We start from the raw sequence: 22,047 nt of genomic DNA on the forward strand, positions 1-22,047 counted from the left end.
GCTCGCTCATTTCGCATCGTGAAAGATGATGCCGACGGTATGGCGCATACCCGATCGAAGACGGCTGACGCCGTGCCTAAGGTTGACGCGATAGCTCCCCTTGGAGCCCTGGACTGGGCGATTGTGGACCGCAAAGGCGACAGCGTCCCCCTGGCGCAGCGGCACCACCTCGACGCGGCTTTGCATGCGCGGGCGCTGCTCCGTCAGAACAAACTCGCCGCCGGTGAAATCCTTGCCCGGTTCGGAAAGCAGGATTGCCACCTGCAGCGGGAATGCCAGGTCGCCATAGAGGTCCTGGTGCAGGCAATTGAAGTCGCCTGGGACGTATTGCAACAGCAGCGGCGTCGGCCGCGTCTGGCCTTGATCATGGCACTGCTTGAGAAAGGCCGCATGGTTTGCACGATAGCGCTGATCGATGCCCATGCGGATGTTCCAATCGTTGGCAACCTCGGCCAACCGCGGATAGAGCGCCGTGCGCAGACTGCCAAGCAGATCCGGCAGCGGATATTTGAAATAGCGGTATTCGCCTTTGCCGAACCCATGGCGCGCCATGTGAATATGGCTGCGGAAATGCTCTTCCTGCGGATAAAGGCCGGCGATTTCCCGGCACTCCTCAGGCGACAGCAGCTTCTCCATGACCGCGCAGCCGAACCCGCTCAGCTCCTCCGACAGCGTCTGCCAGTTATACCCAGCGACGCGCTCTTCTGCGGACAGGACTGAAGAGCCCGATGGACTAAGCTTCGAATGGGCATTCATGATCTAGCCTCCTTATCGATGAGGGCGTTGCTGCGGGCGACAATAGGGCTGAAGCCATCCGTCCGCACTCCGGTCCTTGCTTTCAAATCGGCAAGTCTCGGCTGGGAAAGACAATTTTACTTCCGAATCATGGGATGAAGGATCGGCCGATAGCCGGCGCGAAGGGCCATGAATGTGGAAGGTGGCGTCAACATGCCTTCGGCGTGGATGAGCTTTTGCGGCGGTTCATAGCCATGCTCGGTCCAACGAAAGGCGCGACCGGCGGCGATCGTACAAGCCGCACCGGATGCCAGGATAACCGCACCATCCGGCAGCTCGGAGAGCGGTCCGGGAAGCGGATGTATCCGTTTGCGTCCGCGCTCCATGCGTTCACTATGGAGAACGGCGTCCATTGCACCGACCGAGGGTTCAGCTTGCCCTCTCGCGCCTGCCCATGCCGCGCGAAATGCCTTGGCGTCGTCCCGCCGGCAGAAGAAGCAGGGACGGTGACCCGCGGCTAATGCCACCGCTTCGTCCAGAAAAAAGAGCTCGGTCCAGCTCCGGTTGGCCATGACATCGCGGCGCCGCCCCTTGTATTCGCGAGTGCAAACCAGCCATGCCTTGCTCGACCAGCGCTTATTCAGCAGCGTTTTCGTCGCCGGATCGTGGATGATGCCGCGATTGCCTGTGAACAATCCTCGTTGCGAGATCGCCACGATATCGCCGAAGGGTGTCACACGGTTCTGAAGGGGAGCACTCATGTCAGCATATTGCCCCGCTCGGGCGGCATGCGCCAGATATACCGCGAGCCGAAAGCGTCGCTCATCCGGCTCTCAGCGAACTTGGGTCGCTTCGCGATCCAGCAGAACACGTTTTCGCTCCACGCCCCAGGCGTAGCCGGAAAGCGAACCGTCGTTTCGCACCACCCGATGGCATGGAATTGCGACAGCCAGATTGTTGGCCGCGCATGCTCCGGCAACGGCGCGCACCGCCTTGGGCGAGCCGATCCGGCGGGCGATTTCCGCGTAGGAGACGGTCCGGCCCGCCGGGATTTCCCGCAGCGCCTGCCAAACCCGCTGCTGAAACGCCGTACCGCGAACGTCGAGCGGCAAATCGATCCCAAGACCTGGCGCCTCCACTAGGCCGACGACACGCGCCACAAGGGCCTCATAATCCCCATCGGCACCGATCAGGTTGGCATTGGGAAAACGATCCTGAAGATCGCGCAGCAGCGCGTCGGGATCGCTGCCGAGGAGAATGGACGCCACGCCTTTCCTGCTCGACGCAACCAGGATCGCACCCAGCGACGATTGACCGACCGCGAAACGGATATCTTCATCAGCACCTCCCGATCGATAGTGAGTCGGCGTCATTCCGAGCATATCGGTGGATTTCTCATAGAAACGCCCGCTCGAATTGAACCCGGCATCGTAGATCGCCTCGGTCACGCTGTTGCCGTTCGCAAGGCCTTCACGGACTTTTGCCGCGCGATGCGCCGAGGCATAGTCCTTGGGCGTCAGGCCGGTTGCCGATTTGAACAACCGATGGAAATGGCTGACGCTGCGTCCGGCCGCATCCGCGAGTTCGTGCAAAGACGGTTCCTCCTCGCTCTCTTCGATCAATCGGCAAATGCGCGCGATGATGGCTGCGTTCTCTCCGGCTGCGGAAAGACTATCCGGCTTGCATCGCTTGCAGGCGCGAAAGCCCGTTGCTTTGGCGGCTTCGAGCGAATCATGCAGTTGCACATTCTTGGGGTTTGCAGTTCGCGAAGGGCAGGAGGGTCGGCAATAGACGCCAGTCGTTGCCACCGAATACCAGAGATAGCCGTCAGCGGTCCGGTCTCGGGCGACGATCCGCGCCCAACGCGGATCGTCGGCCACCGCCGTTTGTGTAAACATCATCCGGTTTCTGGGCATCACGGTCATATCACTCGTCCCTGTGTGTTCCGGCGTAAGTCCATCATTCTTGGCAGCGAAAGAGCCGCACAGCCACCCGATTCCTACGTGACCGGAGATCATCAGGAGGTCGCCGCCCGGATGATGGGCGGCGACCCTGCATCAGGCGGCCTTGATAAGGCCGAGCTGCGTGAGGGCCGTCACACCGTCGTCAAGGCCGATTTCCTCGGCGATCCTGCCATTCTCTATGCGCAGGATGGTGGTACCGGTGAAGTGCATCTTGCGACCGGTCGCAGCCGGCAGCGATCCGACCAGAAAGTCGGCAAAGGCCGGGCCGGTATGCGTGCCGCCGCCTTCCCATTGGCCGACGACATAGTCGCCTTCGGCAATGAGATCGGCGGTGCCCCAGAAATTCAGGTCCGGGAATGCCGTGCGGAAGTCGGTCATGAAAGCCTTGATGTCATCATGGCCGCGACGCGGCTCGTGCAGCGAGTATTTCAACAGCATGTCTGGCGCTGCGAGATCGGAAACGACAGATAGGTCGCAGGTCTCACCCCAGAATTCGCTGAACCAGCGCGCGACGATGGCCTTGTTGTCTTCTTCTTTGCTCATGTGGATTTCCTTTTTGACGTATCCAACGGGGATCATCGATTTCGATCGACGACCTGAGCAAAGGGATAGGCTGATCCGGCGGGGTCAAAACTCCGGTTCTTACCGTGCAATCAAATCCGTCCGGCGAACGAAGGCTTTCGCACCACGAATGATGACAGATGGCGCATAAAAGGAGATGCTTAAGTTTGAAAGCAAGAAACGGGGTGCCGGCCGACTGGATTGATGGGAAAGTTCGCCGGCTACAGAGGGAGAACGTAGATGAAAGCTCAAATCATAGTGCTTGCCGCGTTCGCGGTCTTCGCCGCCTCTCCGGTAGCCGCAATCCAGCGGCTGCAGACGGCCACGAGGTCGTGCGCCGAAGTCCAATCCTTCGTTCAGGCAAACCGCGCGGTCATCCTGCAATATCCGTCAACCCGGGGCTCCGGTGGCCTGCTCTATGATCGCGCCGTCGCCAATTCCGATGTCTGCCTCGGCAACGGCTTCGGTGAACGAAGCTCGGTGCCGTCGAAGGACAAGCGCAATTGCCCAATCTGGATCTGCGCCCCCAGCACCGATCTGCGCCCGTGACCGGTTGAAAATAGCGCTGACTTTTGATCGACGCCGTGCCGCGCAAGCCGGCCGAGACTGCAGGCTCACACCGGTGCGAAATCGCTCATCGCGCCGATGAAGGGCTTGGGCAGCGGTGAGGCATAGGAGCCGCGCTTGCTGGTGGAAAGGCCGAGCGACACCAGTGCTTCCGCCTGTTTGACCGCCGCCGCGACGCCGTCGATCACCGGCACGCCGTAGATCGCCTGTAACTCGCGCGCAAGATCAGTCATGCCGGCGCAGCCGAGCACGATCGCCTCCGCCCCGTCCTCGTCGAGCGCCCGTTCGATTTCCGCCCGTAACTTGCCGATTGCGCCAGAGACGGCATCCTCGAGTTCCAGCACGGCGATATCGGAAGCGCGCACTTTCGCCCGCCCACCCATGCCGTAACGCTGAACGAGATTGTCGATCAGGATGCGCGAACGCTCCAGCGTCGTCACGACCGTGAAGCGCTGGGCGAGAAAGCCGGCGGTCGCGACGGCGGATTCGCAAAGCCCCAGAATGGGGACATCCGAAAACGCTCGCGCGGCTTCAAGCCCGGTATCATCGAAACAGGCGATGATCGCCGCATCGTAGCCCATTATCCGGCGTTCCCTCAGTTCGCTCAGCAGGCCGGGAACGGCAAGCGCACCGTCATAATATCCCTCGATGGAGGCTGGACCCATCCGTGACGTGGCGGCGATAATTTCCGTCCCGGACGCAGCAACAGCCCGGGCGGCAATCGCAGCCTTCTCGGTCATCGACGCGCTAGTGTTCGGATTGATAAGCAATAAACGCATGATGTCAGCTTTTCTTGGCCTGCCGGCGGCCGAGCATGGTCATGATGCCGAGCGCCACGAGAATGATGGTGAAGGAAAAGAGAGTGGTCACCGTTCCCAACGCATAAAGCACAGGCGTGGTGACGTTGGTGGTCATGCCGTAGATTTCGAGCGGCAAGGTGTTGTAGGTGCCCGATGTCATCAACGTGCGCGCAAACTCGTCATAGGACAGCGTGAAGCCGAATAGGCCGACGCCGATCAGGCTCGGTGCGATCATCGGCAGCACGACATGGCGGAAGGTCTGCCACGAAGTTGCCCCGAGATCGCGCGCGGCCTCCTCGTAAGCCGGCGAAAAACGGTTGAAAACGGCAAACATGATCAGCACGCCGAAAGGCAGCGTCCAGGTCAGATGCGCGCCGAAGGCCGAGGAATACCAGGCCGGCGCAAGACCGCCCTGCTGGAAGACGACGCCGATGCCGAGAGAGATGATGATAGACGGAACCACCAGACTGGCGACCGTCGCGTAGAACAGCAACGATGCTCCGCGGAAGCGGCGGCGAAAGGCCAGGCCGGCCAGCAACGACACGACGACCGTGACGACCATCACCATCAACCCCAGCATGAACGATCGGCGGAACGAGGCGCCGAAATCGCCGACCGCCTGCTTCTCAAACAGGTTTGCGAACCAATGCAGCGAGACGCCGTTCAACGGAAAGGTCAGGCCGCCATCCGGTCCCTGGAAGGAAAGGATGAGGATCGCCGAAAGCGGACCGTAGAGAAACAGCACGAAGACAATGAAAAAGATGGCAAGGACGTAGAATTCCAGGCTGCGTTTTTCGCGGTTCATCTCAAAGCTCCTTGCGGATATCGACGATCCGCAGGATGGCGGAAACCATCAGCAGGACGAGGATCAGCAGCACCACCGCATTGGCCGCCGCCGCCGGATATTGCAGCAGCGACATCTGGTTTTTCATCATCAGCGCGATGGAGGCGCTCTGGCCGCCGGACATGACCTGCACGGTCGAAAAATCCGCCATGACCAGCGTGACGACGAAGATCGTGCCGATCGCCATGCCGGGCTTGGCAAGCGGGATCACCACGTTCCAAAGGACCTGCCAGCCGCTGGCGCCGGCATCGCGGGCGGCTTCGAACAGCGAGCGGTCGATGCGCATCAGCGTGTTGAAGATCGGCGTCACCATGAACAGCGTATAGAGATGCACCATGGCGAGCACGACGGCAAAATCGGAATAGAGCAGCCATTCGATCGGCTTCGGGATGAGCCCCATCTGGATCAGGGTGGAATTGACGAGCCCGTTGCGCCCGAGCACCGGGATCCAGGAGATCATGCGGATGATGTTCGACGTCATGAACGGCACGGTGCAGACGAGGAAGAGGATCATCTGCGTCGACGTGCGGCGGATATGGAAGGCGAGGAAATAGGCGACCCAGAAGCCAATCACCAGCGTCAATGCCCAGACGATGGCGGTAAATTTCAGCGTGTTGAGATAGGTCTTCCAGGTGACCCACGAACCCAGCGTGTCGGTGTAATTCGTGGTTAGGAAGGCGGGATAGAGACCGGCGAAATCATAATCCCAAAAACTGACGACGCCGATCATTGCAATCGGCAGCAGAAAGAAGAAGCCCAGGATCAGAAACAGCGGCGCCGCCTGCAGATAGGAGACGAACCGCAGCGGCACGCCAAAACCACGTCCGCCACCCGCTTTTTGCGCTGCCTGGTCCGTCTCTGAGGAAGCGATCGTCGCCATGTTCCGGTTTCTCCGTTTGCGGCTTCCTCCCCCCGCTTACGGGGAGAGGATTTGATTTGAGGGCGATGCTGCTTAGGCGGCGATGAACTCGTTCCAGCGGCGAACCATGTAGCGGTCTTCGTCCATCACCGAGTTCCAGCAGGCGACCGCGCCCATGCGGGCTTCGAACGAGCCGCCATCGCGAACGGCGCCGGCCTTCTCCATGACCTTGCCTTCCGGAGACAGGATATCGCCCTGCGCCGGCTTGCCCTCGATCCAGTAGCCCCATTCGTCGGCCGACATGAATTGCTTGGCCGTTTCCATGCAGGCGGAATAGTAGCCCTGGCGGTTGAGATAGCCGCCGACCCAGCCGGACGTGTACCAGTTGATATAGTCATAGGCAGCGTCGAGCTGCGCGCCCTTCAAATGCGAGGCGAGGCCAAGGCCGCCACCCCAGGCGCGATAACCTTCTTTGAGCGGCTGGAAGGTGCAGGCAATGCCCTTGGAACGAACGGCAGCAACGGCCGGCGACCACATGGACTGGATGACGACTTCGCCGGACGCCATCAGGTTGACGCTTTCGTCGAAGGACTTCCAGAAGGCGCGGAACTGGCCGTCACCCTTGGTCTTGATCAGGAAGTCGATCGTCTTGTCGATCTCGGCCTTCGTCATGTTGCCCTTGTCGGCATATTTGATCTTGCCGGCAGCTTCCATGATCATCGCGGCATCCATGATACCGATCGACGGGATATTGAGGATCGCGGTCTTGCCCTTGAAGGCCGGATCGAGAATGTCGGCCCAGCTCGTGATCGGGCGGCCGGTCAAGTCCGGACGGATACCCAACGTGTCGGCGTTGTAGATGGTCGGAACCATCGTCATCCACTGCGTCGGCTCCTTGGCGAATTTCTTGGAGCCCTGCGCTTCGACGAAGCCGACCGTGTGCGGCGCCGTGCCCTGGGCGATGACGCTGTCCGACTTCAGCTTGCCGTTGATGAACAGCGGCACGATCTTGTCGAAATATTTGAGCTTCTTGACGTCCATCGGCTGCATGACGCCGGTCGGGAAGACCTTCTTGGCGATCCAGTATTCGATGTCGGCAATGTCATAGCTGTCCGGCTGGGTAACCGCGCGCTGGGCGGCGGCATCGGAATCGGTCGCCGTCATCTCCAGCGTAATGCCGAGATCGGCCTTGCACTTCTCAGCGATCGCATTGATGTTCGAAACGCCGGTGCCGAACTGGCGAAGCGTGATGTTGGATTGCGCCCAGATGGTCGGAAAGCCGGTGATGAGGCCGGAGCCGGCGATCGCGCCGGCGGCGGCAGCGCCGGTCTTCAATAGCGAGCGGCGGGAGATTCCCTTTACCGCCTTGGTCGTCTTCGTTTCAGTCGTCATGTCAGTTCCCCTTGTGTGATGCTTGAAATTCATGCGGAAGCCCGGCCAAGGAGGATTGCGTCCTCCAGGGCCCAGCTCAGAGACACCGCATCGCCGACCGATACGGGTTTGGCGAAATAATCGCCGTCGCTCGCGATGACCGTGAAGTCGTCGCTGCCCGCGCCGATGACGGTGATCTTCACCGACGCGCCGCGATATTCGATGTTGGAGACGATGCCATTGAAGCCGACGGCCTTTTCGGAGGCCTCCTGCAGGCTCACGCGGTCAGTGCGAATGCCGATATCGACAGCCTCGCCCACCTCCCTGCCGGTTCCGCGCACGGAAAATGTCTGCCCCTCGGGAGCTGTCATCGTCAGAACGCCATCTTCACTGGACGTAACCCGCCCGGAGAGGACGTTGTGGTCCCCCATGAAGCGAGCGACGAAGGCCGTCGCCGGACGCTCAAAGACCTGACGCGGCGCGGCGGCCTGCTCGATCCTGCCATCGTTCATGATGACGATGATATCGGCGAGCGCCATGGCCTCTTCCTGGCTGTGCGTCACATGCACGAAGGTGATCCCGAGCGTCTTCTGCAGCTTCTTCAGCTCTGCACGCATGCGGATCTTCAGGAACGGATCGAGCGCCGACAGCGGCTCGTCGAGCAGCAGGGCCTCGGGGTCTGTAATCAGCGCGCGGGCAAGCGCCACACGTTGCTGCTGCCCGCCGGAAAGCTGCGCCGGACGCCGCGTGGCATAGGCCTCCATCTGCATCAGCTTCAGCATCTCAAGCGCCTTGGCCCGGCGCTCGTCCCTGTCCACGCCCTTCATCTTCAGGCTGAAGGCGACGTTGTCGATGAGGTCGAGATGGGGAAAGAGCGCGTAGGATTGGAACATCATCGCCGTGCCGCGCTTGGCAGGCGGAAAATCGGTGACGACGATGTTTCCGAGGCGGATATCGCCCGACGAAATGCTTTCATGACCGGCGATCATGCGAAGGGTCGATGTCTTGCCGCAGCCGGACGGCCCTAGAAAGCAGCAATAGGAGCCGGCCGGAATCTTCAGGCTGATCGCATGCACGGCGGTCGTCGTGCCATAGACCTTCGAAACGGATGCTATATCGATCTCTGCCGCTTTCGACATCGTGTCTTCCTCTGTTTGAGAAAGACAATGCATCTGCCGTGCCAATTCTGGTGCAGCGCACCAACTCTTTGTGAATCATGATTTTTTGCGGCAAACTCAGAAAATTGCCTCGGGAGAGGTAAACACTCGTCTGCACACGAAATAGGCTTTTGTCTGCAATATCGGCATAAAATCGTATACAATTTAACCGCCATTTTGCGGCAAATTCCATTTAACTTTTGTAAGGAATACGGATACCATCACGCCGATTATCAGGTATCCGATTTCATGACCTCCACAGTCGACGCGCTTCAAACAACCTCCGATTCCACTGAAACCGGTGCGCAGCAGATCCGCGACGCCATTCGCGAAGCGATCGTCGAGCGCAGGCTTTCGCCAGGCACGAAACTTTCGGAAAGCGATGTCGGCAATCTCTTCAACGTCAGCCGGACGCTGGCGCGCGCCGCCTTGCAGGCCCTCTCCTATGAAGGACTTGTCAGCGTCGAGAAGAACCGTGGCGCTTTCGTAGCCTATCCTTCTCCAGACGAAGCCCGGCACATCTTCGCTGCCCGCCGTCTGGTGGAGCCCGGCATTCTCTGCGAAGCGGCAAGAAGGATCACGCCCTCAGAGGTTCAACACCTGAAGCAGCTTCTGCTTGAGGAAGGCCGGCTCATGAACGAGCGCGGCCAGTCCGCGCGCCGCGCCGAAATCAAGGCGTCGGGCGATTTTCATCTTATGCTCGCCTCGATCTCCGGCAATTTGATCATGCAGCGCTTCATGGAAGAGCTCGTCGCCCGCTCGTCGCTCGTGATCGCGCTCTACGGCCAGTCGAGCGCGTCGAGCTGCGGCCATGCGGAACATGGCGACATCATCGCTGCCATCGAGCGCAACGATATCGAGACGGCGTGCCATCTCATGCTCCACCATATTTCGCACATCGAAGCGGATCTCGATCTGCGAGAGCGCAAGAGCTTCGGCCTGAAGGAAGCCTTCGAGCCTTAGACTAGCTTTCCTGGCGGCCCAGCGCCAAGCGTTCGTCGCAACGCACGACGAAGTGATGACAATGATTGATCGCCATGGCATTTTCAGTATGGGCATCGGCTATACAGATGCCCATTTGCTCGCCTCGATACTGCTTGATCGGCGAGCGGCGTTATGGACCAGGGACAAGCGCCTGCAGGCGGCGGCCGAAAAGGCAGGCGCTTCACTGCATACACCGGGCAATGCACGCAACTAAACACCTAAATGGTGCTGCCGAGGCTTCCGGATTTTTCCGATCTCTCGCTCTTGAGGGATCAGAACAGGCGATCCCCCTTTGAACCACTCGACAACAACGATTTATTGGCCTTTCGCTCGGGCCATCTCGCCTTCGTCCAAAAATCATTCGTTCAGACGAGCAGCCAAACGCTTCATGAGATCCATGCGTTCATGAAGAATTGCCACGATAAGGGCAGGCGCCTCCTCTCGAAGCAGACAAAAGACGTAGTGATGTTCGCATCGCGCCATTCGTAACGCCGGATAAAGCGCGCTCATATCCTTGAAAGGAGCTTTGCCCACGGCAAGGTTTGCGATACCTCGCTCCAACGCCGAGACGTAGCGGCGTACGTGGGCGGCACTCCATTGAGCTCGTGTGTAGCGGATTACCGAACGTAGATCAGATTCCGCCTCTGCGGTAAGAATGTAGGCCGTCAAGCACGACCCTCGGCAATCTCCTCGTCGAGGATCTCGCTTACGGTTTTGGTCGACAGTTTTCCGGCGAGCCCTTCATTGATGCGCGTGTTCATTAACGTCTTCAGCTCCTCCCAGGCTCGTTCTCCATCTGTGTCTCCGGGAAAGAGGCGCTCGAGTGCATACTGCTTGATTGTCTTGCCCTGCAAAGCCGCCAGCGCCTTTAAGCTTTGATGTTGCTGGTCCGTTATGTCGATCGTCAATCGGCTCATCTCACGTGTTCCTGAACTATGGAGACCCACATTAGCACATATGTGGGTATGTGGCTACGGCCGCGATGCTCTGATGTCATTTGGACGGATATGCTATTTCGAAGAAGATGCCGATCCGCCTATCCAGCCCTTGACGGGAGCAGAACCGAACCCGGTCACTCGACGTGTGCATTGCAGTTGATGAGAATCGAACTGCGGACGGCGATCTGCAACTTGCCGGCTCTGAAAAGTTACGCGAGAGCTAGGCGTGAAACGCCCAGATAGTCGCGCAGCGTCGAACTTTCGTACTTGGTGCGGAAGAGAACCCTTTTCCTGTAGCTGGGGACAAGATCAACTCCGTGCCCCCCAATCAACACGATTGCCCATTATCGATCGACCAGGTGCGCGCGCGACTGCGCCGGATCAAAAGGATTCGCGAAGTATTGGGTCTCTTTCGCCACAAGACCATCCGTGAGTTCCATGATGCTTACGGCGTGGGAAGGCATGCCATCGTAGGTGAGGACGAATTCCGTAACCCAGAGTTCGCCGCTGCCAACGATGCGGCGGACGCTGAAGCGCTTCTTGTTTGGTTGAGCGAACCGGCTTTCCTGAATCTTTCGACGACCGTGGATCCGCTCGCCGGACTGAGGATATTCGAGGAGAGCGTTGTCCTGATAAATTTCATGTTCCAGTTCGAAATCCCCGGCGTCCGAAGCGGCCCAATGCTGTTCGAGTGCCATTCTGAATTTTTGATCTTCCATATCGGATTTCCCATCTGACGATGCATGACTCTCTCAGGGCGTGGTGTTTTTCCAGCCATTGCGCGGCGGCAGCTCAGTAGAATGAACTGTGGGCCGCACCTGAAGCAGGCCTCGGCCTCCCTCTGAAACCTCAAAATTCGCGACAAGGGTAGCGGCATCCTGAATGAACGCCTGCGACGAGTTCGCTACGGCGCCTTATGGGCTGCTTGAGATCATATGTCCCCGCTTGATCGTTACCACAAGAAATGACGAACATCTAATTTAAGGAATAGGCGACAAAGGCAAAGAGATTTGATAAAACTAGACTACCGGTTGCGGTTTGACGTGTCGGTAGAAATTTGCCGGGCATCTTCGCACTGTTAGCCGGATCGTGGTGGTGGAGGAGAGCTGCTGTGGCGGCGTTTCATGTCATGGCCGGCCGCGCTTTTGGGATTGATCGTCGCGGCGCTGCTCGTCGTCGGCACGATCCCGATCTTTGCCAGCTTTGTCGTCATGCCCATCCTCGGGCATCCGACCTGGCATTTATATCGAAAATTGATTGCCTCCGCCTATCCGAACCGCACGCTTTGAATTCACAAGAAAATTTTCCGTGGGATCATCCTCCAAGCCGTTGCGAACTGTCAGATGGCAGTCGCCTTGGTTGGGATAGCGATGAAGAGAATGAGGATTGCCATGTCTTACCGTTTTCTTCCGATCTGTCTGCTTTTCGCCTTTGCTCTACCGCTTGATGCCCTCGCGCAGGAGGGTGACGCCACGGCCGGCGCCACCGTCTTCAAGAAATGCGCCATCTGTCATATCGCCGAAACCGATCAGAACAAAGTCGGCCCTTCGCTGAACGGCTTGTTCGGCAGGACGGCCGGAACACATCCAAATTTCGCCTATTCGCCCGCCATGCAGCAGGCGGGCAAGGATGGCCTGGTATGGAACGAGACGTCGCTGCGCGACTATTTGCATGCGCCCCAGGCAAAGGTGAAGGGCACGAAGATGACCTTCACCGGGATAAAGGATGACACCGAGATTACCAATCTGATCGCCTATCTGAAGCAATATTCCAAATAGCGAGATGCCTGATGCGGATGAGCTGTTTTCTATGTCGCCGTCGGATCGGCGGGAGCTCGGCTCAATGATGGACGCCGCCGATCCGGCCCGCGGCGTTGATATGCCCCGTGTGGTTCGCCGGATGAACAGCTGCCGTTGCTGCAATTGCCCGTGTGATTTGTTCATGAGATAATACTAAAACGTTTCGCGATGGGATTGTGGAAACGCTCGGCCGGGTCAGGGAGGAGACGATGGCTGTCGTATTGGTTCTCGTTCTACTGGTAGTGGGATCGATCACGTTCCACCTGCTGAGCCCTTGGTGGTGGACGCCGATCGCTTCCAATTGGAGCTATATCGACAACACGATTATCATCACGTTCTGGATCACCGGCGTCGTCTTCACCGTCGTCGTGCTGTTCGTTGCCTATTGCGTCTTCCGTTTCAGGCACCGCGCCGGAAACCAGGCGGCATACCAGCCCGAAAACAAGCGGTTGGAATGGTGGCTTGCCGCCGGAACCGCGATCGGCGTCGCGGCAATGCTCGCGCCGGGCCTCTTCGTGTGGAAACAATTCGTCACGGTCCCCGCCGATGCCAGCGAGGTCGAAGTCGTCAGTCAGCAATGGCAATGGAGCTTCCGGCTGCCGGGGGCGGACGGGCGGCTTGGGCGGGCGAATACGCGCGACGTCACTCCGGACAACCCGCTCGGTCTGGACAAGAATGATCCTGCGGGCCTGGATGACGTTATCGTCGAGGGTGGCGAACTGCATATACCGGCCGGCAAGTCGGTGAAGGTGCTGCTGCGCTCGATCGACGTGCTGCACGATTTCTACGTGCCGGAGTTCCGGGCCAAGATGGATATGATCCCCGGCACGGTCACCTATTATTGGTTCACGCCGACGCGGACGGGAACCTTCGAGGTTCTCTGCGCGGAGCTATGCGGCGTCGGTCATCCACAAATGCGCGGCACGGTCGTCGTCGATACCGACACCGCCTATCAAGCCTGGCTGCAGCAGCAGCCGACTTTCGCGAAATCGCTGGCGTCTGCGGAGAAGTCGGCGGCCAAGTAAGTGCGACCGGTACCTGAAGAGGAAGGCCGCATCGGAAGGAACAGGGAGGATGGAATATGGTCGATATTGGATCGGGCACCGAGCAGGTCATCCAGCCCGCTGAAGTCGAGGATGTGGAGCTTTATCATCCGAAAAGCTGGTGGACGAGATATGTCTTCAGCCAGGATGCCAAGATCATCGCCATTCAGTATTCTCTAACCGCCATCTCCATCGGCATGGTGGCGCTGGTGCTGTCCTGGCTCATGCGCCTGCAGCTCGGCTTTCCCGGCTACTTCTCCTTTATCGATGCGGACCACTATTACCAGTTCATCACCATGCACGGCATGATCATGGTGATCTACCTGCTGACGGCGCTGTTCCTCGGCGGGTTCGGCAACTATCTGATCCCCCTGATGCTCGGCGCGCGCGATATGGTGTTTCCCTATGCGAATATGCTGAGCTACTGGCTCTACCTGCTTGCCGTCATCGTGCTGGTCGTCGGCTTTTTCGCGCCCGGCGGACCGACGGGCGCCGGCTGGACGCTCTATCCGCCGCAGGCTCTTCTATCGGGCACGCCGGGAGGGCGTGACTGGGGCATCATCCTGATGCTGTCATCGCTGATCCTGTTCATCATCGGCTTTACCATGGGCGGGCTGAACTATGTCGTCACGGTGCTGCAGGGACGCACCCGCGGCATGACCCTGATGCGGATGCCCCTGACGGTATGGGGGATTTTCACCGCAACCGTCATGGCGCTGCTCGCCTTCCCGGCCCTCTTCGTCGCCGCCGTCATGATGCTGTTCGACCGCTTGCTCGGCACGAGCTTCTTCATGCCTGCCATCGTCGAGATGGGCCAGCAGTTGCAGCAAGGGGGCGGCAGCCCCATCCTGTTCCAGCATCTCTTCTGGTTCTTCGGTCACCCCGAAGTCTATATCGTTGCACTTCCAGCCTTCGGCATCGTCTCGGATCTGATCAGCACGCATGCGCGCAAGAACATCTTCGGCTATCGGATGATGGTTTGGGCGATCGTCATCATCGCAGCGCTGAGCTTCGTCGTATGGGCGCATCACATGTATGTCAGCGGCATGAACCCGAACTTCGGGTTCTTTTTTGCGACCACGACTTTGATCATCGCCATTCCGACGGCAATCAAGGTCTATAACTGGGTACTGACGCTCTGGCGCGGCGATATCCATCTGACAATGCCGATGCTGTTTGCTCTGGCCTTCATCGTCACCTTCATCAATGGCGGGCTGACCGGCCTCTTTCTCGGCAATGTCGTCGTCGACGTGCCGCTGTCAGACACCATGTTCGTCGTCGCCCATTTCCACATGGTGATGGGGGTCGCGCCGATCCTGGTGATCTTCGGCGCAATCCACCATTGGTATCCGAAAGTCACCGGGCGCATGCTGAACGTGACGATGGGCCATATCCACTTCTGGATCACCTTCCTCGGCGCCTATGCGATCTTCTTCCCGATGCACTATCTCGGTCTGATGGGGGTGCCGCGCCGCTATTACGAGCTCGGCGAAACGGCCTTCATTCCGCCGTCAGCGCATACGCTGAACATGTTCATCACCGTCGCCGCGCTGATCGTCGGCGCTGCACAGATTCTCTTCCTGTTCAATCTCGCCTGGAGCCTACGCTGGGGCCGGCAGGCGGGCGGCAATCCCTGGCGGGCAACGACATTGGAATGGCAGACGCCGCAAACGCCGCCTGCGCATGGAAATTGGGGCAAGGAGCTGCCGATCGTCTATCGCTGGCCCTATGATTACAGTGTGCCCGGCGCGGATCAGGACTTCATTCCGCAGAACCAGCCGGCGCCAAGCCGATTGCCCGAAAGGGCGTCGTCATGAGCGCCATTCTCATCTTCATGGCGGGGATTGCCTGCATCATCGCCTGGTGGATGGCGCGGCAGAGGCTGACCTCGAAGCCCTGGTTGGAAACGGGCTTGGTGGACGATGCGCCGGAGATGCGGGGATCGTCGGAGACAACGGCAAAAGTCGGTCTCGGCATCTTTCTCGCCGTCGTCGGCGCCTTATTCGCGCTCCTCATCAGCGCCTACTTGACACGCCTCAGCGGCTCCGATTGGTGGAGCATTCCCATCCCTCGGATGCTTTGGGTGAATACGGCCGCCCTTGCCGCCAGTAGCGTCGCCCTGCAATGGGCGAAAACCGAAGCCCGTCTTGACCGCAGCGAGATGCTGAACACGGCTCTTGCGGTGGCTTTGGTGCTCGCCGTTCTTTTCCTTGTCGGGCAGGTTTTGGCGTGGCGGCAATTGGTTGCGGCGGGCTATGTGCTCGCCGACAATCCATCGAACAGCTTCTTCTACATGATTACCGGGCTGCACGGCCTGCACATTCTTGGCGGGCTTTTCGTGCTCGGGCGCACGACAATCCGTGCCCAAGGCAACGTCGGGCAGGCGAGAGTGCGCCTGAGCGTCGATCTCTGCGCCATCTACTGGCATTTCATGCTCGTTGTCTGGCTGGTCCTTTTTGCGCTTTTTGCCGGCTGGGCCAATAGTTTCGCCGATCTCTGCCGTCAATTGGTCACCTGAGGAGCTTCGACGATGACCGAATCCATAGAAAGACCGGTACACGATCCACTTCTGCGGCCGACGGGACTGCGCGGCGTCGCGGCCGATCTGTCATCGGACCAGCGGGCGTTCAAGAACGTCTCCTGGGGCAAGGCGATGATGTGGATATTCCTCCTCAGCGACACCTTCATTTTCGGGTGTTTTCTGCTGGCCTATATGACGGCGCGCATGTCGACGAACGTTCCCTGGCCCAATCCCAGCGAGGTTTTCGCCCTAAGGATCGGCGGCCAGGAAATCCCGCTGATCCTGATCGCTATCATGACCTTCGTCCTCATCAGCAGCAGCGGCACGATGGCCATGGCCGTCAACTTCGGATACCGCCGCGATCGGCGCAAGACGGCTGTGCTGATGCTGGCGACAGCGGCTCTCGGCGCGACATTCGTCGGAATGCAGGCATTCGAATGGACCAAACTGATCACGGAAGGGGTTCGCCCCTGGGGAAATCCCTGGGGTGCGGCACAGTTTGGCTCCTCCTTTTTCATGATTACCGGCTTTCACGGCACCCACGTCTCGATCGGCGTCATTTTTCTCCTCATCATCGCACGCAAGGTATGGCGCGGAGATTTCGATCACGGAAGACGAGGATTTTTCACCAGCCGCAAGGGCCATTATGAAATCGTCGAGATCATGGGGCTTTATTGGCACTTCGTCGATCTCGTCTGGGTATTCATCTTTGCATTCTTCTATCTGTGGTGAGGATGGCATCATGGCACAGACGCAGGCACATTCAGGACAGCAGCATCCGATAAGACTGTACATGGTGGTCTGGGGGCTGCTCTTCGTCCTCAGCACCTTCTCCTATCTCGTCGACTATCTCGGCATACAGGGCTATCTCAGATGGTTTCTGATCCTGCTGTTCATGATCCTCAAGGCGGGGCTGATCGTTGCCGTTTTCATGCACATGGCCTGGGAACGGTTAGCGTTGATCTACGCTATTCTGGTTCCGCCAGTCCTGGTGCTTGTCTTCGTCGCCCTTATGGTGTCGGAATCGCATTATACGGCGCTTACCCGGCTGGCCTTTTTCGGCGCCGACCAATAGGGGGACGACGCGGCCATGGTGCCGACACCAGCCGACTTTCGCGGCGGCTCGCTCACCTTAGCGTGAAGGTTCGATCTCAAAAATCTGGGGAACCCATCCTGTCCGCACCAGTTGTTCAAGTGTACGACTTGAACAACGGAGACAAAAATGAGCAAAAGCGACGTTCATAAGCTCCAGAAGCGAGCCGAACGCCAAGTGAAAAACACCAGCGCCGGCGGTCATCTTGGCGGAACCTATTTCGGTCAACAGCCTGACGGCAAAACAATCTCGTCATCCAGCAATGACAGCGCCAAAGCGCGCAAGAACGATGGAAGCAACTAGCTCCATTGTAAGTTAGGCTTGCATAGCCCAACGATTGTTCGAACCTCCTCCCAATCTGCGCCGACAATGGCCCGCCCGATCGGGCGAGCCACCATCGCAATCCTCAGAAGTCCATTCCGGCGCCGGGCGGCAGAGCTGGCGCGGAGCCCTTCTTCGGCTTCTCGGCGATCATCGCTTCCGTCGTCACCAACAGCCCAGCAATGGAGGCTGCATCCTGCAGCGCCGTGCGCACGACCTTGGCAGGGTCGATCACACCCATGGCGTAGAGATCGCCATACTCACTGGTCTGAGCGTTCCAGCCGAACGAAAAATCGGCCGTCTCGCGCAACCTGCCGACGATGATGGAGCCCTCGGCGCCGGAATTCTCGGCAATCTGGCGGACGGGCGCCTCGATCGCCCGGCGGACGATCTCGACACCGACGCGCTGGTCTTCGTTTTCGGCCTTGAGCCCGTCGAGCGATTTGACCGCGCGCATCAGCGCCACGCCACCGCCCGGCAGGATACCTTCCTCAACGGCCGCACGCGTCGCATGCAGTGCATCGTCGACGCGATCCTTCTTTTCCTTCACCTCGATTTCGGTCGAGCCGCCGACGCGGATGACGGCAACGCCGCCAGCGAGCTTGGCAAGGCGTTCCTGCAGCTTTTCGCGGTCGTAGTCGGCGGTGGTTTCCTCGATCTGACCACGAATCTGCGTCACACGCGCCTCGATCTCGCCCTTCGATCCGGCACCATCGATGATGGTGGTGTTCTCCTTCTCGATCATCACCTTCTTGGAACGGCCGAGCATGTTGAGCGTGACGTTTTCCAGCTTGATGCCGAGGTCTTCGGAGATGACGCTACCGCCCGTCAGGATGGCGATATCTTCCAGCATGGCCTTGCGGCGATCGCCGAAGCCCGGAGCCTTGACAGCAGCGATCTTCAGACCACCGCGCAGCTTGTTGACGACGAGCGTTGCCAGCGCTTCGCCTTCGACGTCCTCGGCAATGATCAGTAACGGGCTACTCGATTGCACCACAGCCTCGAGGATCGGCAGCATGGCCTGAAGGTTGGAGAGCTTCTTCTCATGGATCAGGATATATGGGTCTTCCAGTTCCGCCCGCATCTTGTCCGGGTTGGTCACGAAGTAGGGGCTGAGATAGCCGCGATCGAACTGCATGCCTTCGACGACTTCGAGTTCGGTTTCAGCCGTCTTGGCTTCTTCGACGGTGATCACGCCTTCATTGCCGACCTTCTGCATGGCTTCCGCCAGATAGCGCCCGATTTCCGGGTCGCCATTGGCAGAGATGGTGCCGACCTGAACGATTTCGGAATTGTTGGAGATCTTGCGGGCGTTTGTCTTCAGTTCCTTGACGACGGCGTCGACGGCGAGGTCGATGCCGCGCTTCAGGTCCATCGGGTTCATGCCGGCTGCAACAGCCTTGGCGCCTTCGCGAACGATGGCCTGGGCGAGAACGGTTGCGGTCGTGGTGCCATCGCCAGCGATATCGCTGGTTCTGGAGGCGACCTCCCGCAGCATCTGTGCGCCCATGTTTTCGAACTTGTCTTCGAGTTCGATTTCCTTGGCGACGGTGACGCCATCCTTGGTGATGCGCGGAGCGCCGTAGGACTTGTCGATGACGACGTTGCGGCCCTTCGGACCGAGCGTCACCTTGACCGCGTTGGCGAGAATATCCACCCCCCTCAGCATGCGTTCACGGGCGTCGGTGTGAAATTTGACTTCTTTGGCAGCCATTTTTTACTCCTCCATAGGCAGCGCAGTTTTGACTGATGCTTGAAAGAAGACGGCTCAGGCAGACCTCTGGTCTTCCGCCGGAAACTCGATGATGCCCAGGACGTCGGTTTCTTTCATGATCAGCAGGTCTTCATTGTCGATCTTGATCTCGGTACCGGACCATTTCCCGAACAGGATGCGGTCGCCGGCCTTGACATCGAGCGGTTGGACTTGGCCGGCCTCGTTGCGTGCGCCAGAGCCGACGGCGATGACTTCGCCTTCCTGCGGCTTCTCCTTGGCAGTGTCGGGGATGATGATGCCGCCCTTCGTCTTTTCTTCAGATTCGACGCGGCGAACGAGAATGCGATCGTGAAGCGGTCGAAACGTCATGCTCTCCTCCATGGCAAACAATGATGATCAATGCCCCGTGACCGGGCCGGACGACCGTCCGGATAGATGCCGAAACCCTCTAGCGTCCGGCGAAATTTGATCTGGTTCCGGAAACCGCGCTTACAAGGGAAATAAGAGAACTTTAGCACTCTGCGCCCACGACTTCTAATGCGATCGAAAGAAAGATGAATTCTATTCAGTCGTTCGACATCTCGCAGCCTGAACGCTGTGGCAGATGACATGGTTTTGCGGGCATTGCCGAGGTTCCAGTCTTGCCTCGCCAATCCTTTCGCGGGACAAGCACAAGATGAGCGTTCCAACGACACACCCCTTCGCCTTCGATCCGACCTATGGCATGCAGCTCGAGCAGCTCCTGGCGATCAAGCCGCCCGAGGAAATCTCCGGTTTCGATGATTTTTGGACCGAGCGGTATCGGCGCGCCATCGCGGTCGATCCCCAGCCGAAACTCCGCCGCAGCAAAATCCAGCATCCCGACTGGCATGTTCTCGACGTGACCTATAGGTCGACTGGCACGTTTCGGATCAGCGGCTGGCTGCTTCTTCCCCGCACCGGGGCGGTGCGGCGTGGCCTTGTCGTGGGACATGGCTATGGCGGGCGGGATATGCCCGACTTCGATTTGTCGGTGGAAGAGACGGCCATACTGTTTCCTTGCTCTCGCGGCCTCTCCCTCAGCGCTCGTCCGCCGATTCCAGCCGATCCTGGCGGGCATGTGCTTTACGGTATCGAAAAACCCGATTCCTATATCATCGGCGGCTGCGTCGACGATCTGTGGCTCGCCGTCTCGACGCTTATTGCCCTTTATCCCTGGCTTGAGGGGCATATTGGCTACAGCGGCATCAGCTTCGGCGGCGGTATCGGGGCGCTGGCAATCCCCTTCGACAGCCGGATCGATCGCGGGCATCTCATCGTACCGACCTTCGGGCACAGGTCGCTATGGCTGAGCTTGCCGACGATCGGCAGCGCGCAATCCGTCCAGGCGTACGAGAAGAAGCATGGAAGCGTGTTCGAAACCCTGCGCCTGTTCGATGCCGCAAACGCGGCGGCCCGTATCAAGGTACCAATGCTCGTCGCAGCAGCCCTCTTCGATCCCGCGGTAGCGCCGCCCTGCCAGTTCGCGGTGGCGAACGCGCTGCCAAAGTTTAACGAAATCTTCATCCTGGACGCCGGTCACTTCGACTATGTTGGCAGCACCGAGCAACAAGCGGTGCTTCGCGAAAAAGTCGAACGATTTTTTAGGTGCCATGAACCGGGAATACCTGCGCTGGTATAGCCAGCGCCTGCATCGAGACATGGAGCTGCTGGTGTTCGGCCATGCCGGCGCCAAGGTATTGATGTTTCCGACGAGAGACGGGCGTTTCTGGGAGTATGAGCAGCTTGGCATCGTCGCCAGCCTAGCCGACAAATTGCAGGCCGGTCATCTCCAGCTTTATTGTATCGAGGGTCTGGCCGCCGAGACCTTCTACGGATCGCGACAGCATCCGGCCGACCGCATTCGCCGGCACGCCGCCTTCGAGGAATATATTCTGAACGAAGTTCTGCCGCTGATGGCGCAGAAAAATCCTCATGACTGCACCATCGTACACGGCTGCAGCCTCGGCGCCTTCCAGGCGGCCAGCTTGGTCTTTCGCCACCCTCACCTCTTTCGCAAGCTCGTCGCCTTTTCCGGCCGCTACGATCTCACGATGAAGGTCGAATACTTCGGCGACCTGTTCGAGGGATACTACGACGACAATGTCTACTTCCACACGCCGACGCACTTCCTTCCAGGGCTTTCCTGCGAATGCCGGCTCGAAAGTCTACGTCAGGTCGACATCGTCCTCACCATCGGGGACGCAGATCCCTTCCTCGACAACAACCGCCACCTAAGCCAGCTTCTCGTCGACAAACAGGTCGGTCATCAACTGCATGTCTGGGGCGGCCGTGCCCATCGGGCAGGCGCGTGGCGTAAAATGGCGGCGCTGTACATTTGACGACCGGCCTGAGTAAAGGCCGAAGGGCAAAAGCTGCGGCGATCGTTGCCCGAGAGACCTGCTCTCGAACCATCAAGGTATCAATGGATGGCCGGCTCACACGTAGCCGACCGGGATGGGCGCAAGCTTTTTGCCGGCACCGTAATCGCGCTCGTGAGATCTGCGGTTAAGTTTTTCCCGACTTGAGGAAAAGTCGATACGATCGCGCTCCATCATGCCATCTGGATAGGTTCCGGTGTCCTCGGTTTCCACTTCGGACTGAGCGGTGACGATTTTGAAATTCATCATGTTTCCTCCGGTGCCGCGCGGAAACGATTAGTCCCGCGCTTAGTTCCATGAGTAAACACAAAATTATTAAAAAATTAACTACGATCGTTAATCAATTTGGGTGAGCCGAGCAATTTCAGCGCGCCAAC

The 22,047-nt window shown here is 59.0% G+C and carries 26 protein-coding genes and 2 pseudogenes; 13 read left to right on the forward strand and 15 right to left on the reverse strand.

What is annotated here, in order from left to right; all coding sequences use genetic code 11:
• Positions 1 to 6 precede the first annotated feature (6 nt).
• The 4 genes from C9E91_RS05125 to C9E91_RS05140 form a co-directional block, all read right to left on the reverse strand.
• Entirely contained in the window at positions 7 to 756 is a 750-nt protein-coding gene (locus tag C9E91_RS05125; protein ID WP_107107295.1) for a 2OG-Fe(II) oxygenase, read from the reverse strand.
• A gap of 116 nt (positions 757 to 872) precedes the next feature.
• The gene (locus C9E91_RS05130) at positions 873 to 1,496 is read right to left on the reverse strand and encodes a hypothetical protein (protein WP_107107296.1); all 624 of its coding nucleotides are present in this window, start codon (positions 1,494 to 1,496) and stop codon (positions 873 to 875) included.
• Positions 1,497 to 1,568: 72 nt separating this feature from the next.
• Complete coding sequence (gene ada, locus C9E91_RS05135; protein WP_245407427.1) at positions 1,569 to 2,636, reverse strand: bifunctional DNA-binding transcriptional regulator/O6-methylguanine-DNA methyltransferase Ada; 1,068 nt, start codon at positions 2,634 to 2,636, stop codon at positions 1,569 to 1,571.
• Between the two features lie 156 nt (positions 2,637 to 2,792).
• Positions 2,793 to 3,242 carry an ester cyclase gene (locus C9E91_RS05140; RefSeq protein ID WP_107107298.1) on the reverse strand — a complete coding sequence of 150 codons (450 nt, stop codon included), beginning with the start codon at positions 3,240 to 3,242 and terminating at the stop codon, positions 2,793 to 2,795.
• Positions 3,243 to 3,500: 258 nt separating this feature from the next.
• Between C9E91_RS05140 and C9E91_RS05145 the strand changes: the two genes are divergently transcribed.
• Positions 3,501 to 3,809, forward strand: a complete 309-nt coding sequence (locus tag C9E91_RS05145; RefSeq protein WP_107107299.1) for a hypothetical protein — start codon at positions 3,501 to 3,503, stop codon at positions 3,807 to 3,809.
• Between the two features lie 65 nt (positions 3,810 to 3,874).
• On the opposite strand, the gene C9E91_RS05150 is transcribed toward C9E91_RS05145, so the two are convergent.
• The 5 genes from C9E91_RS05150 to C9E91_RS05170 all read right to left on the reverse strand — a co-directional run bounded on the left by C9E91_RS05150 (position 3,875) and on the right by C9E91_RS05170 (position 8,840).
• Complete coding sequence (locus C9E91_RS05150; RefSeq protein ID WP_107107300.1) at positions 3,875 to 4,606, reverse strand: aspartate/glutamate racemase family protein; 732 nt, start codon at positions 4,604 to 4,606, stop codon at positions 3,875 to 3,877.
• A 4-nt stretch (positions 4,607 to 4,610) separates the two neighbouring features.
• Positions 4,611 to 5,432, reverse strand: a complete 822-nt coding sequence (locus C9E91_RS05155; protein WP_107107301.1) for an ABC transporter permease — start codon at positions 5,430 to 5,432, stop codon at positions 4,611 to 4,613.
• A 1-nt stretch (position 5,433) separates the two neighbouring features.
• Positions 5,434 to 6,351, reverse strand: a complete 918-nt coding sequence (locus tag C9E91_RS05160) for an ABC transporter permease (protein ID WP_107107302.1) — start codon at positions 6,349 to 6,351, stop codon at positions 5,434 to 5,436.
• A 72-nt stretch (positions 6,352 to 6,423) separates the two neighbouring features.
• Entirely contained in the window at positions 6,424 to 7,722 is a 1,299-nt protein-coding gene (locus C9E91_RS05165; RefSeq protein WP_107107303.1) for an ABC transporter substrate-binding protein, read from the reverse strand.
• Positions 7,723 to 7,751: 29 nt separating this feature from the next.
• Complete coding sequence (locus tag C9E91_RS05170; RefSeq protein ID WP_107107304.1) at positions 7,752 to 8,840, reverse strand: ABC transporter ATP-binding protein; 1,089 nt, start codon at positions 8,838 to 8,840, stop codon at positions 7,752 to 7,754.
• A gap of 267 nt (positions 8,841 to 9,107) precedes the next feature.
• Between C9E91_RS05170 and C9E91_RS05175 the strand changes: the two genes are divergently transcribed.
• Positions 9,108 to 9,821 carry a GntR family transcriptional regulator gene (locus C9E91_RS05175; RefSeq protein ID WP_107107305.1) on the forward strand — a complete coding sequence of 238 codons (714 nt, stop codon included), beginning with the start codon at positions 9,108 to 9,110 and terminating at the stop codon, positions 9,819 to 9,821.
• Between the two features lies 1 nt (position 9,822).
• A pseudogene (locus C9E91_RS05180) lies at positions 9,823 to 10,056 on the forward strand (type II toxin-antitoxin system VapC family toxin); the annotation flags it as partial.
• A gap of 143 nt (positions 10,057 to 10,199) precedes the next feature.
• Here the strand turns inward: C9E91_RS05180 and C9E91_RS05185 are convergent.
• The 3 genes from C9E91_RS05185 to C9E91_RS05195 all read right to left on the reverse strand — a co-directional run bounded on the left by C9E91_RS05185 (position 10,200) and on the right by C9E91_RS05195 (position 11,499).
• Positions 10,200 to 10,511 carry a type II toxin-antitoxin system RelE/ParE family toxin gene (locus C9E91_RS05185; RefSeq protein WP_107107306.1) on the reverse strand — a complete coding sequence of 104 codons (312 nt, stop codon included), beginning with the start codon at positions 10,509 to 10,511 and terminating at the stop codon, positions 10,200 to 10,202.
• Entirely contained in the window at positions 10,508 to 10,759 is a 252-nt protein-coding gene (locus tag C9E91_RS05190; RefSeq protein WP_107107307.1) for a type II TA system antitoxin, ParD family, read from the reverse strand. The genes C9E91_RS05185 and C9E91_RS05190 overlap by 4 nt, the downstream gene beginning before the upstream one ends.
• 365 nt (positions 10,760 to 11,124) lie before the next feature.
• Positions 11,125 to 11,499, reverse strand: a complete 375-nt coding sequence (locus C9E91_RS05195) for a nuclear transport factor 2 family protein (protein ID WP_107107308.1) — start codon at positions 11,497 to 11,499, stop codon at positions 11,125 to 11,127.
• A gap of 414 nt (positions 11,500 to 11,913) precedes the next feature.
• Between C9E91_RS05195 and C9E91_RS19720 the strand changes: the two are divergent.
• The 8 genes and pseudogenes from C9E91_RS19720 to C9E91_RS19725 all read left to right on the forward strand — a co-directional run.
• Positions 11,914 to 12,069: pseudogene (locus C9E91_RS19720) on the forward strand (DUF2189 domain-containing protein); the annotation flags it as partial.
• A 102-nt stretch (positions 12,070 to 12,171) separates the two neighbouring features.
• Positions 12,172 to 12,558, forward strand: coding sequence for a c-type cytochrome (locus tag C9E91_RS05200; protein ID WP_107107309.1), 387 nt, complete (start codon positions 12,172 to 12,174; stop codon positions 12,556 to 12,558).
• Positions 12,559 to 12,788: 230 nt separating this feature from the next.
• A complete protein-coding gene (locus C9E91_RS05205) occupies positions 12,789 to 13,604 on the forward strand; it encodes a cytochrome c oxidase subunit II (RefSeq protein ID WP_107107310.1) in 816 nt (271 codons plus the stop codon).
• Between the two features lie 56 nt (positions 13,605 to 13,660).
• The gene (locus C9E91_RS05210) at positions 13,661 to 15,439 is read left to right on the forward strand and encodes a cbb3-type cytochrome c oxidase subunit I (protein ID WP_107107311.1); all 1,779 of its coding nucleotides are present in this window, start codon (positions 13,661 to 13,663) and stop codon (positions 15,437 to 15,439) included.
• Positions 15,436 to 16,140, forward strand: coding sequence for a cytochrome c oxidase subunit 3 (locus C9E91_RS05215; protein WP_107107312.1), 705 nt, complete (start codon positions 15,436 to 15,438; stop codon positions 16,138 to 16,140). The genes C9E91_RS05210 and C9E91_RS05215 overlap by 4 nt, the downstream gene beginning before the upstream one ends.
• Before the next feature lie 12 nt (positions 16,141 to 16,152).
• Positions 16,153 to 16,875 (forward strand): heme-copper oxidase subunit III family protein, encoded by a 723-nt coding sequence (locus tag C9E91_RS05220; RefSeq protein WP_107107313.1) that lies wholly within the window; start codon positions 16,153 to 16,155, stop codon positions 16,873 to 16,875.
• Positions 16,876 to 16,885: 10 nt separating this feature from the next.
• Positions 16,886 to 17,218 (forward strand): cytochrome C oxidase subunit IV family protein, encoded by a 333-nt coding sequence (locus tag C9E91_RS05225; protein ID WP_107107314.1) that lies wholly within the window; start codon positions 16,886 to 16,888, stop codon positions 17,216 to 17,218.
• A 147-nt stretch (positions 17,219 to 17,365) separates the two neighbouring features.
• Positions 17,366 to 17,539: a hypothetical protein gene (locus tag C9E91_RS19725; protein ID WP_181316012.1), complete on the forward strand. Its 174-nt coding sequence runs from the start codon at positions 17,366 to 17,368 to the stop codon at positions 17,537 to 17,539.
• Between the two features lie 103 nt (positions 17,540 to 17,642).
• On the opposite strand, the gene groL is transcribed toward C9E91_RS19725, so the two are convergent.
• Together groL and groES are read right to left on the reverse strand one after the other, a co-directional pair.
• On the reverse strand, positions 17,643 to 19,271 hold the full coding sequence (gene groL / locus C9E91_RS05230; protein WP_107107315.1) for a chaperonin GroEL: 1,629 nt from the start codon (positions 19,269 to 19,271) through the stop codon (positions 17,643 to 17,645).
• A 54-nt stretch (positions 19,272 to 19,325) separates the two neighbouring features.
• Positions 19,326 to 19,640, reverse strand: coding sequence for a co-chaperone GroES (groES, locus tag C9E91_RS05235; RefSeq protein WP_107107316.1), 315 nt, complete (start codon positions 19,638 to 19,640; stop codon positions 19,326 to 19,328).
• 307 nt (positions 19,641 to 19,947) lie between these two features.
• Between groES and C9E91_RS05240 the strand changes: the two genes are divergently transcribed.
• Both C9E91_RS05240 and C9E91_RS05245 read left to right on the forward strand, forming a co-directional pair.
• A complete protein-coding gene (locus C9E91_RS05240; RefSeq protein WP_107107317.1) occupies positions 19,948 to 20,931 on the forward strand; it encodes an acetylxylan esterase in 984 nt (327 codons plus the stop codon).
• A complete protein-coding gene (locus tag C9E91_RS05245) occupies positions 20,903 to 21,631 on the forward strand; it encodes an esterase family protein (RefSeq protein ID WP_107107318.1) in 729 nt (242 codons plus the stop codon). The genes C9E91_RS05240 and C9E91_RS05245 overlap by 29 nt, the downstream gene beginning before the upstream one ends.
• A gap of 96 nt (positions 21,632 to 21,727) precedes the next feature.
• On the opposite strand, the gene C9E91_RS05250 is transcribed toward C9E91_RS05245, so the two are convergent.
• A complete protein-coding gene (locus C9E91_RS05250; protein ID WP_107107319.1) occupies positions 21,728 to 21,916 on the reverse strand; it encodes a hypothetical protein in 189 nt (62 codons plus the stop codon).
• Positions 21,917 to 22,047: the final 131 nt, after the last annotated feature.

The organism is Rhizobium sp. SEMIA4064 (assembly GCF_003025035.1).
GTDB classification, from domain to species: Bacteria; Pseudomonadota; Alphaproteobacteria; order Rhizobiales; family Rhizobiaceae; genus Rhizobium; species Rhizobium paranaense.

What these genes read in the sequence shown, in the direction of transcription:
- C9E91_RS05215 (WP_107107312.1), top strand. Translation starts at nt 15,436, where the DNA reads ATGAGCGCCATTCTCATCTTCATGGCGGGGATTGCCTGCATCATCGCC.
- groES (WP_107107316.1), bottom strand. Translation starts at nt 19,640, where the DNA reads ATGACGTTTCGACCGCTTCACGATCGCATTCTCGTTCGCCGCGTCGAA.
- C9E91_RS05210 (WP_107107311.1), top strand. Translation starts at nt 13,661, where the DNA reads ATGGTCGATATTGGATCGGGCACCGAGCAGGTCATCCAGCCCGCTGAA.
- C9E91_RS05245 (WP_107107318.1), top strand. Translation starts at nt 20,903, where the DNA reads ATGAACCGGGAATACCTGCGCTGGTATAGCCAGCGCCTGCATCGAGAC.
- ada (WP_245407427.1), bottom strand. Translation starts at nt 2,636, where the DNA reads ATGATGTTTACACAAACGGCGGTGGCCGACGATCCGCGTTGGGCGCGG.
- C9E91_RS05170 (WP_107107304.1), bottom strand. Translation starts at nt 8,840, where the DNA reads ATGTCGAAAGCGGCAGAGATCGATATAGCATCCGTTTCGAAGGTCTAT.
- groL (WP_107107315.1), bottom strand. Translation starts at nt 19,271, where the DNA reads ATGGCTGCCAAAGAAGTCAAATTTCACACCGACGCCCGTGAACGCATG.
- C9E91_RS05160 (WP_107107302.1), bottom strand. Translation starts at nt 6,351, where the DNA reads ATGGCGACGATCGCTTCCTCAGAGACGGACCAGGCAGCGCAAAAAGCG.
- C9E91_RS05130 (WP_107107296.1), bottom strand. Translation starts at nt 1,496, where the DNA reads ATGAGTGCTCCCCTTCAGAACCGTGTGACACCCTTCGGCGATATCGTG.
- C9E91_RS05125 (WP_107107295.1), bottom strand. Translation starts at nt 756, where the DNA reads ATGAATGCCCATTCGAAGCTTAGTCCATCGGGCTCTTCAGTCCTGTCC.
- C9E91_RS05175 (WP_107107305.1), top strand. Translation starts at nt 9,108, where the DNA reads ATGACCTCCACAGTCGACGCGCTTCAAACAACCTCCGATTCCACTGAA.
- C9E91_RS05225 (WP_107107314.1), top strand. Translation starts at nt 16,886, where the DNA reads ATGGCACAGACGCAGGCACATTCAGGACAGCAGCATCCGATAAGACTG.
- C9E91_RS05220 (WP_107107313.1), top strand. Translation starts at nt 16,153, where the DNA reads ATGACCGAATCCATAGAAAGACCGGTACACGATCCACTTCTGCGGCCG.
- C9E91_RS05140 (WP_107107298.1), bottom strand. Translation starts at nt 3,242, where the DNA reads ATGAGCAAAGAAGAAGACAACAAGGCCATCGTCGCGCGCTGGTTCAGC.
- C9E91_RS05155 (WP_107107301.1), bottom strand. Translation starts at nt 5,432, where the DNA reads ATGAACCGCGAAAAACGCAGCCTGGAATTCTACGTCCTTGCCATCTTT.
- C9E91_RS05200 (WP_107107309.1), top strand. Translation starts at nt 12,172, where the DNA reads ATGTCTTACCGTTTTCTTCCGATCTGTCTGCTTTTCGCCTTTGCTCTA.
- C9E91_RS05150 (WP_107107300.1), bottom strand. Translation starts at nt 4,606, where the DNA reads ATGCGTTTATTGCTTATCAATCCGAACACTAGCGCGTCGATGACCGAG.
- C9E91_RS05250 (WP_107107319.1), bottom strand. Translation starts at nt 21,916, where the DNA reads ATGAATTTCAAAATCGTCACCGCTCAGTCCGAAGTGGAAACCGAGGAC.
- C9E91_RS05205 (WP_107107310.1), top strand. Translation starts at nt 12,789, where the DNA reads ATGGCTGTCGTATTGGTTCTCGTTCTACTGGTAGTGGGATCGATCACG.
- C9E91_RS05240 (WP_107107317.1), top strand. Translation starts at nt 19,948, where the DNA reads ATGAGCGTTCCAACGACACACCCCTTCGCCTTCGATCCGACCTATGGC.
- C9E91_RS05165 (WP_107107303.1), bottom strand. Translation starts at nt 7,722, where the DNA reads ATGACGACTGAAACGAAGACGACCAAGGCGGTAAAGGGAATCTCCCGC.
- C9E91_RS05145 (WP_107107299.1), top strand. Translation starts at nt 3,501, where the DNA reads ATGAAAGCTCAAATCATAGTGCTTGCCGCGTTCGCGGTCTTCGCCGCC.
- C9E91_RS19725 (WP_181316012.1), top strand. Translation starts at nt 17,366, where the DNA reads ATGAGCAAAAGCGACGTTCATAAGCTCCAGAAGCGAGCCGAACGCCAA.
- C9E91_RS05190 (WP_107107307.1), bottom strand. Translation starts at nt 10,759, where the DNA reads ATGAGCCGATTGACGATCGACATAACGGACCAGCAACATCAAAGCTTA.
- C9E91_RS05195 (WP_107107308.1), bottom strand. Translation starts at nt 11,499, where the DNA reads ATGGAAGATCAAAAATTCAGAATGGCACTCGAACAGCATTGGGCCGCT.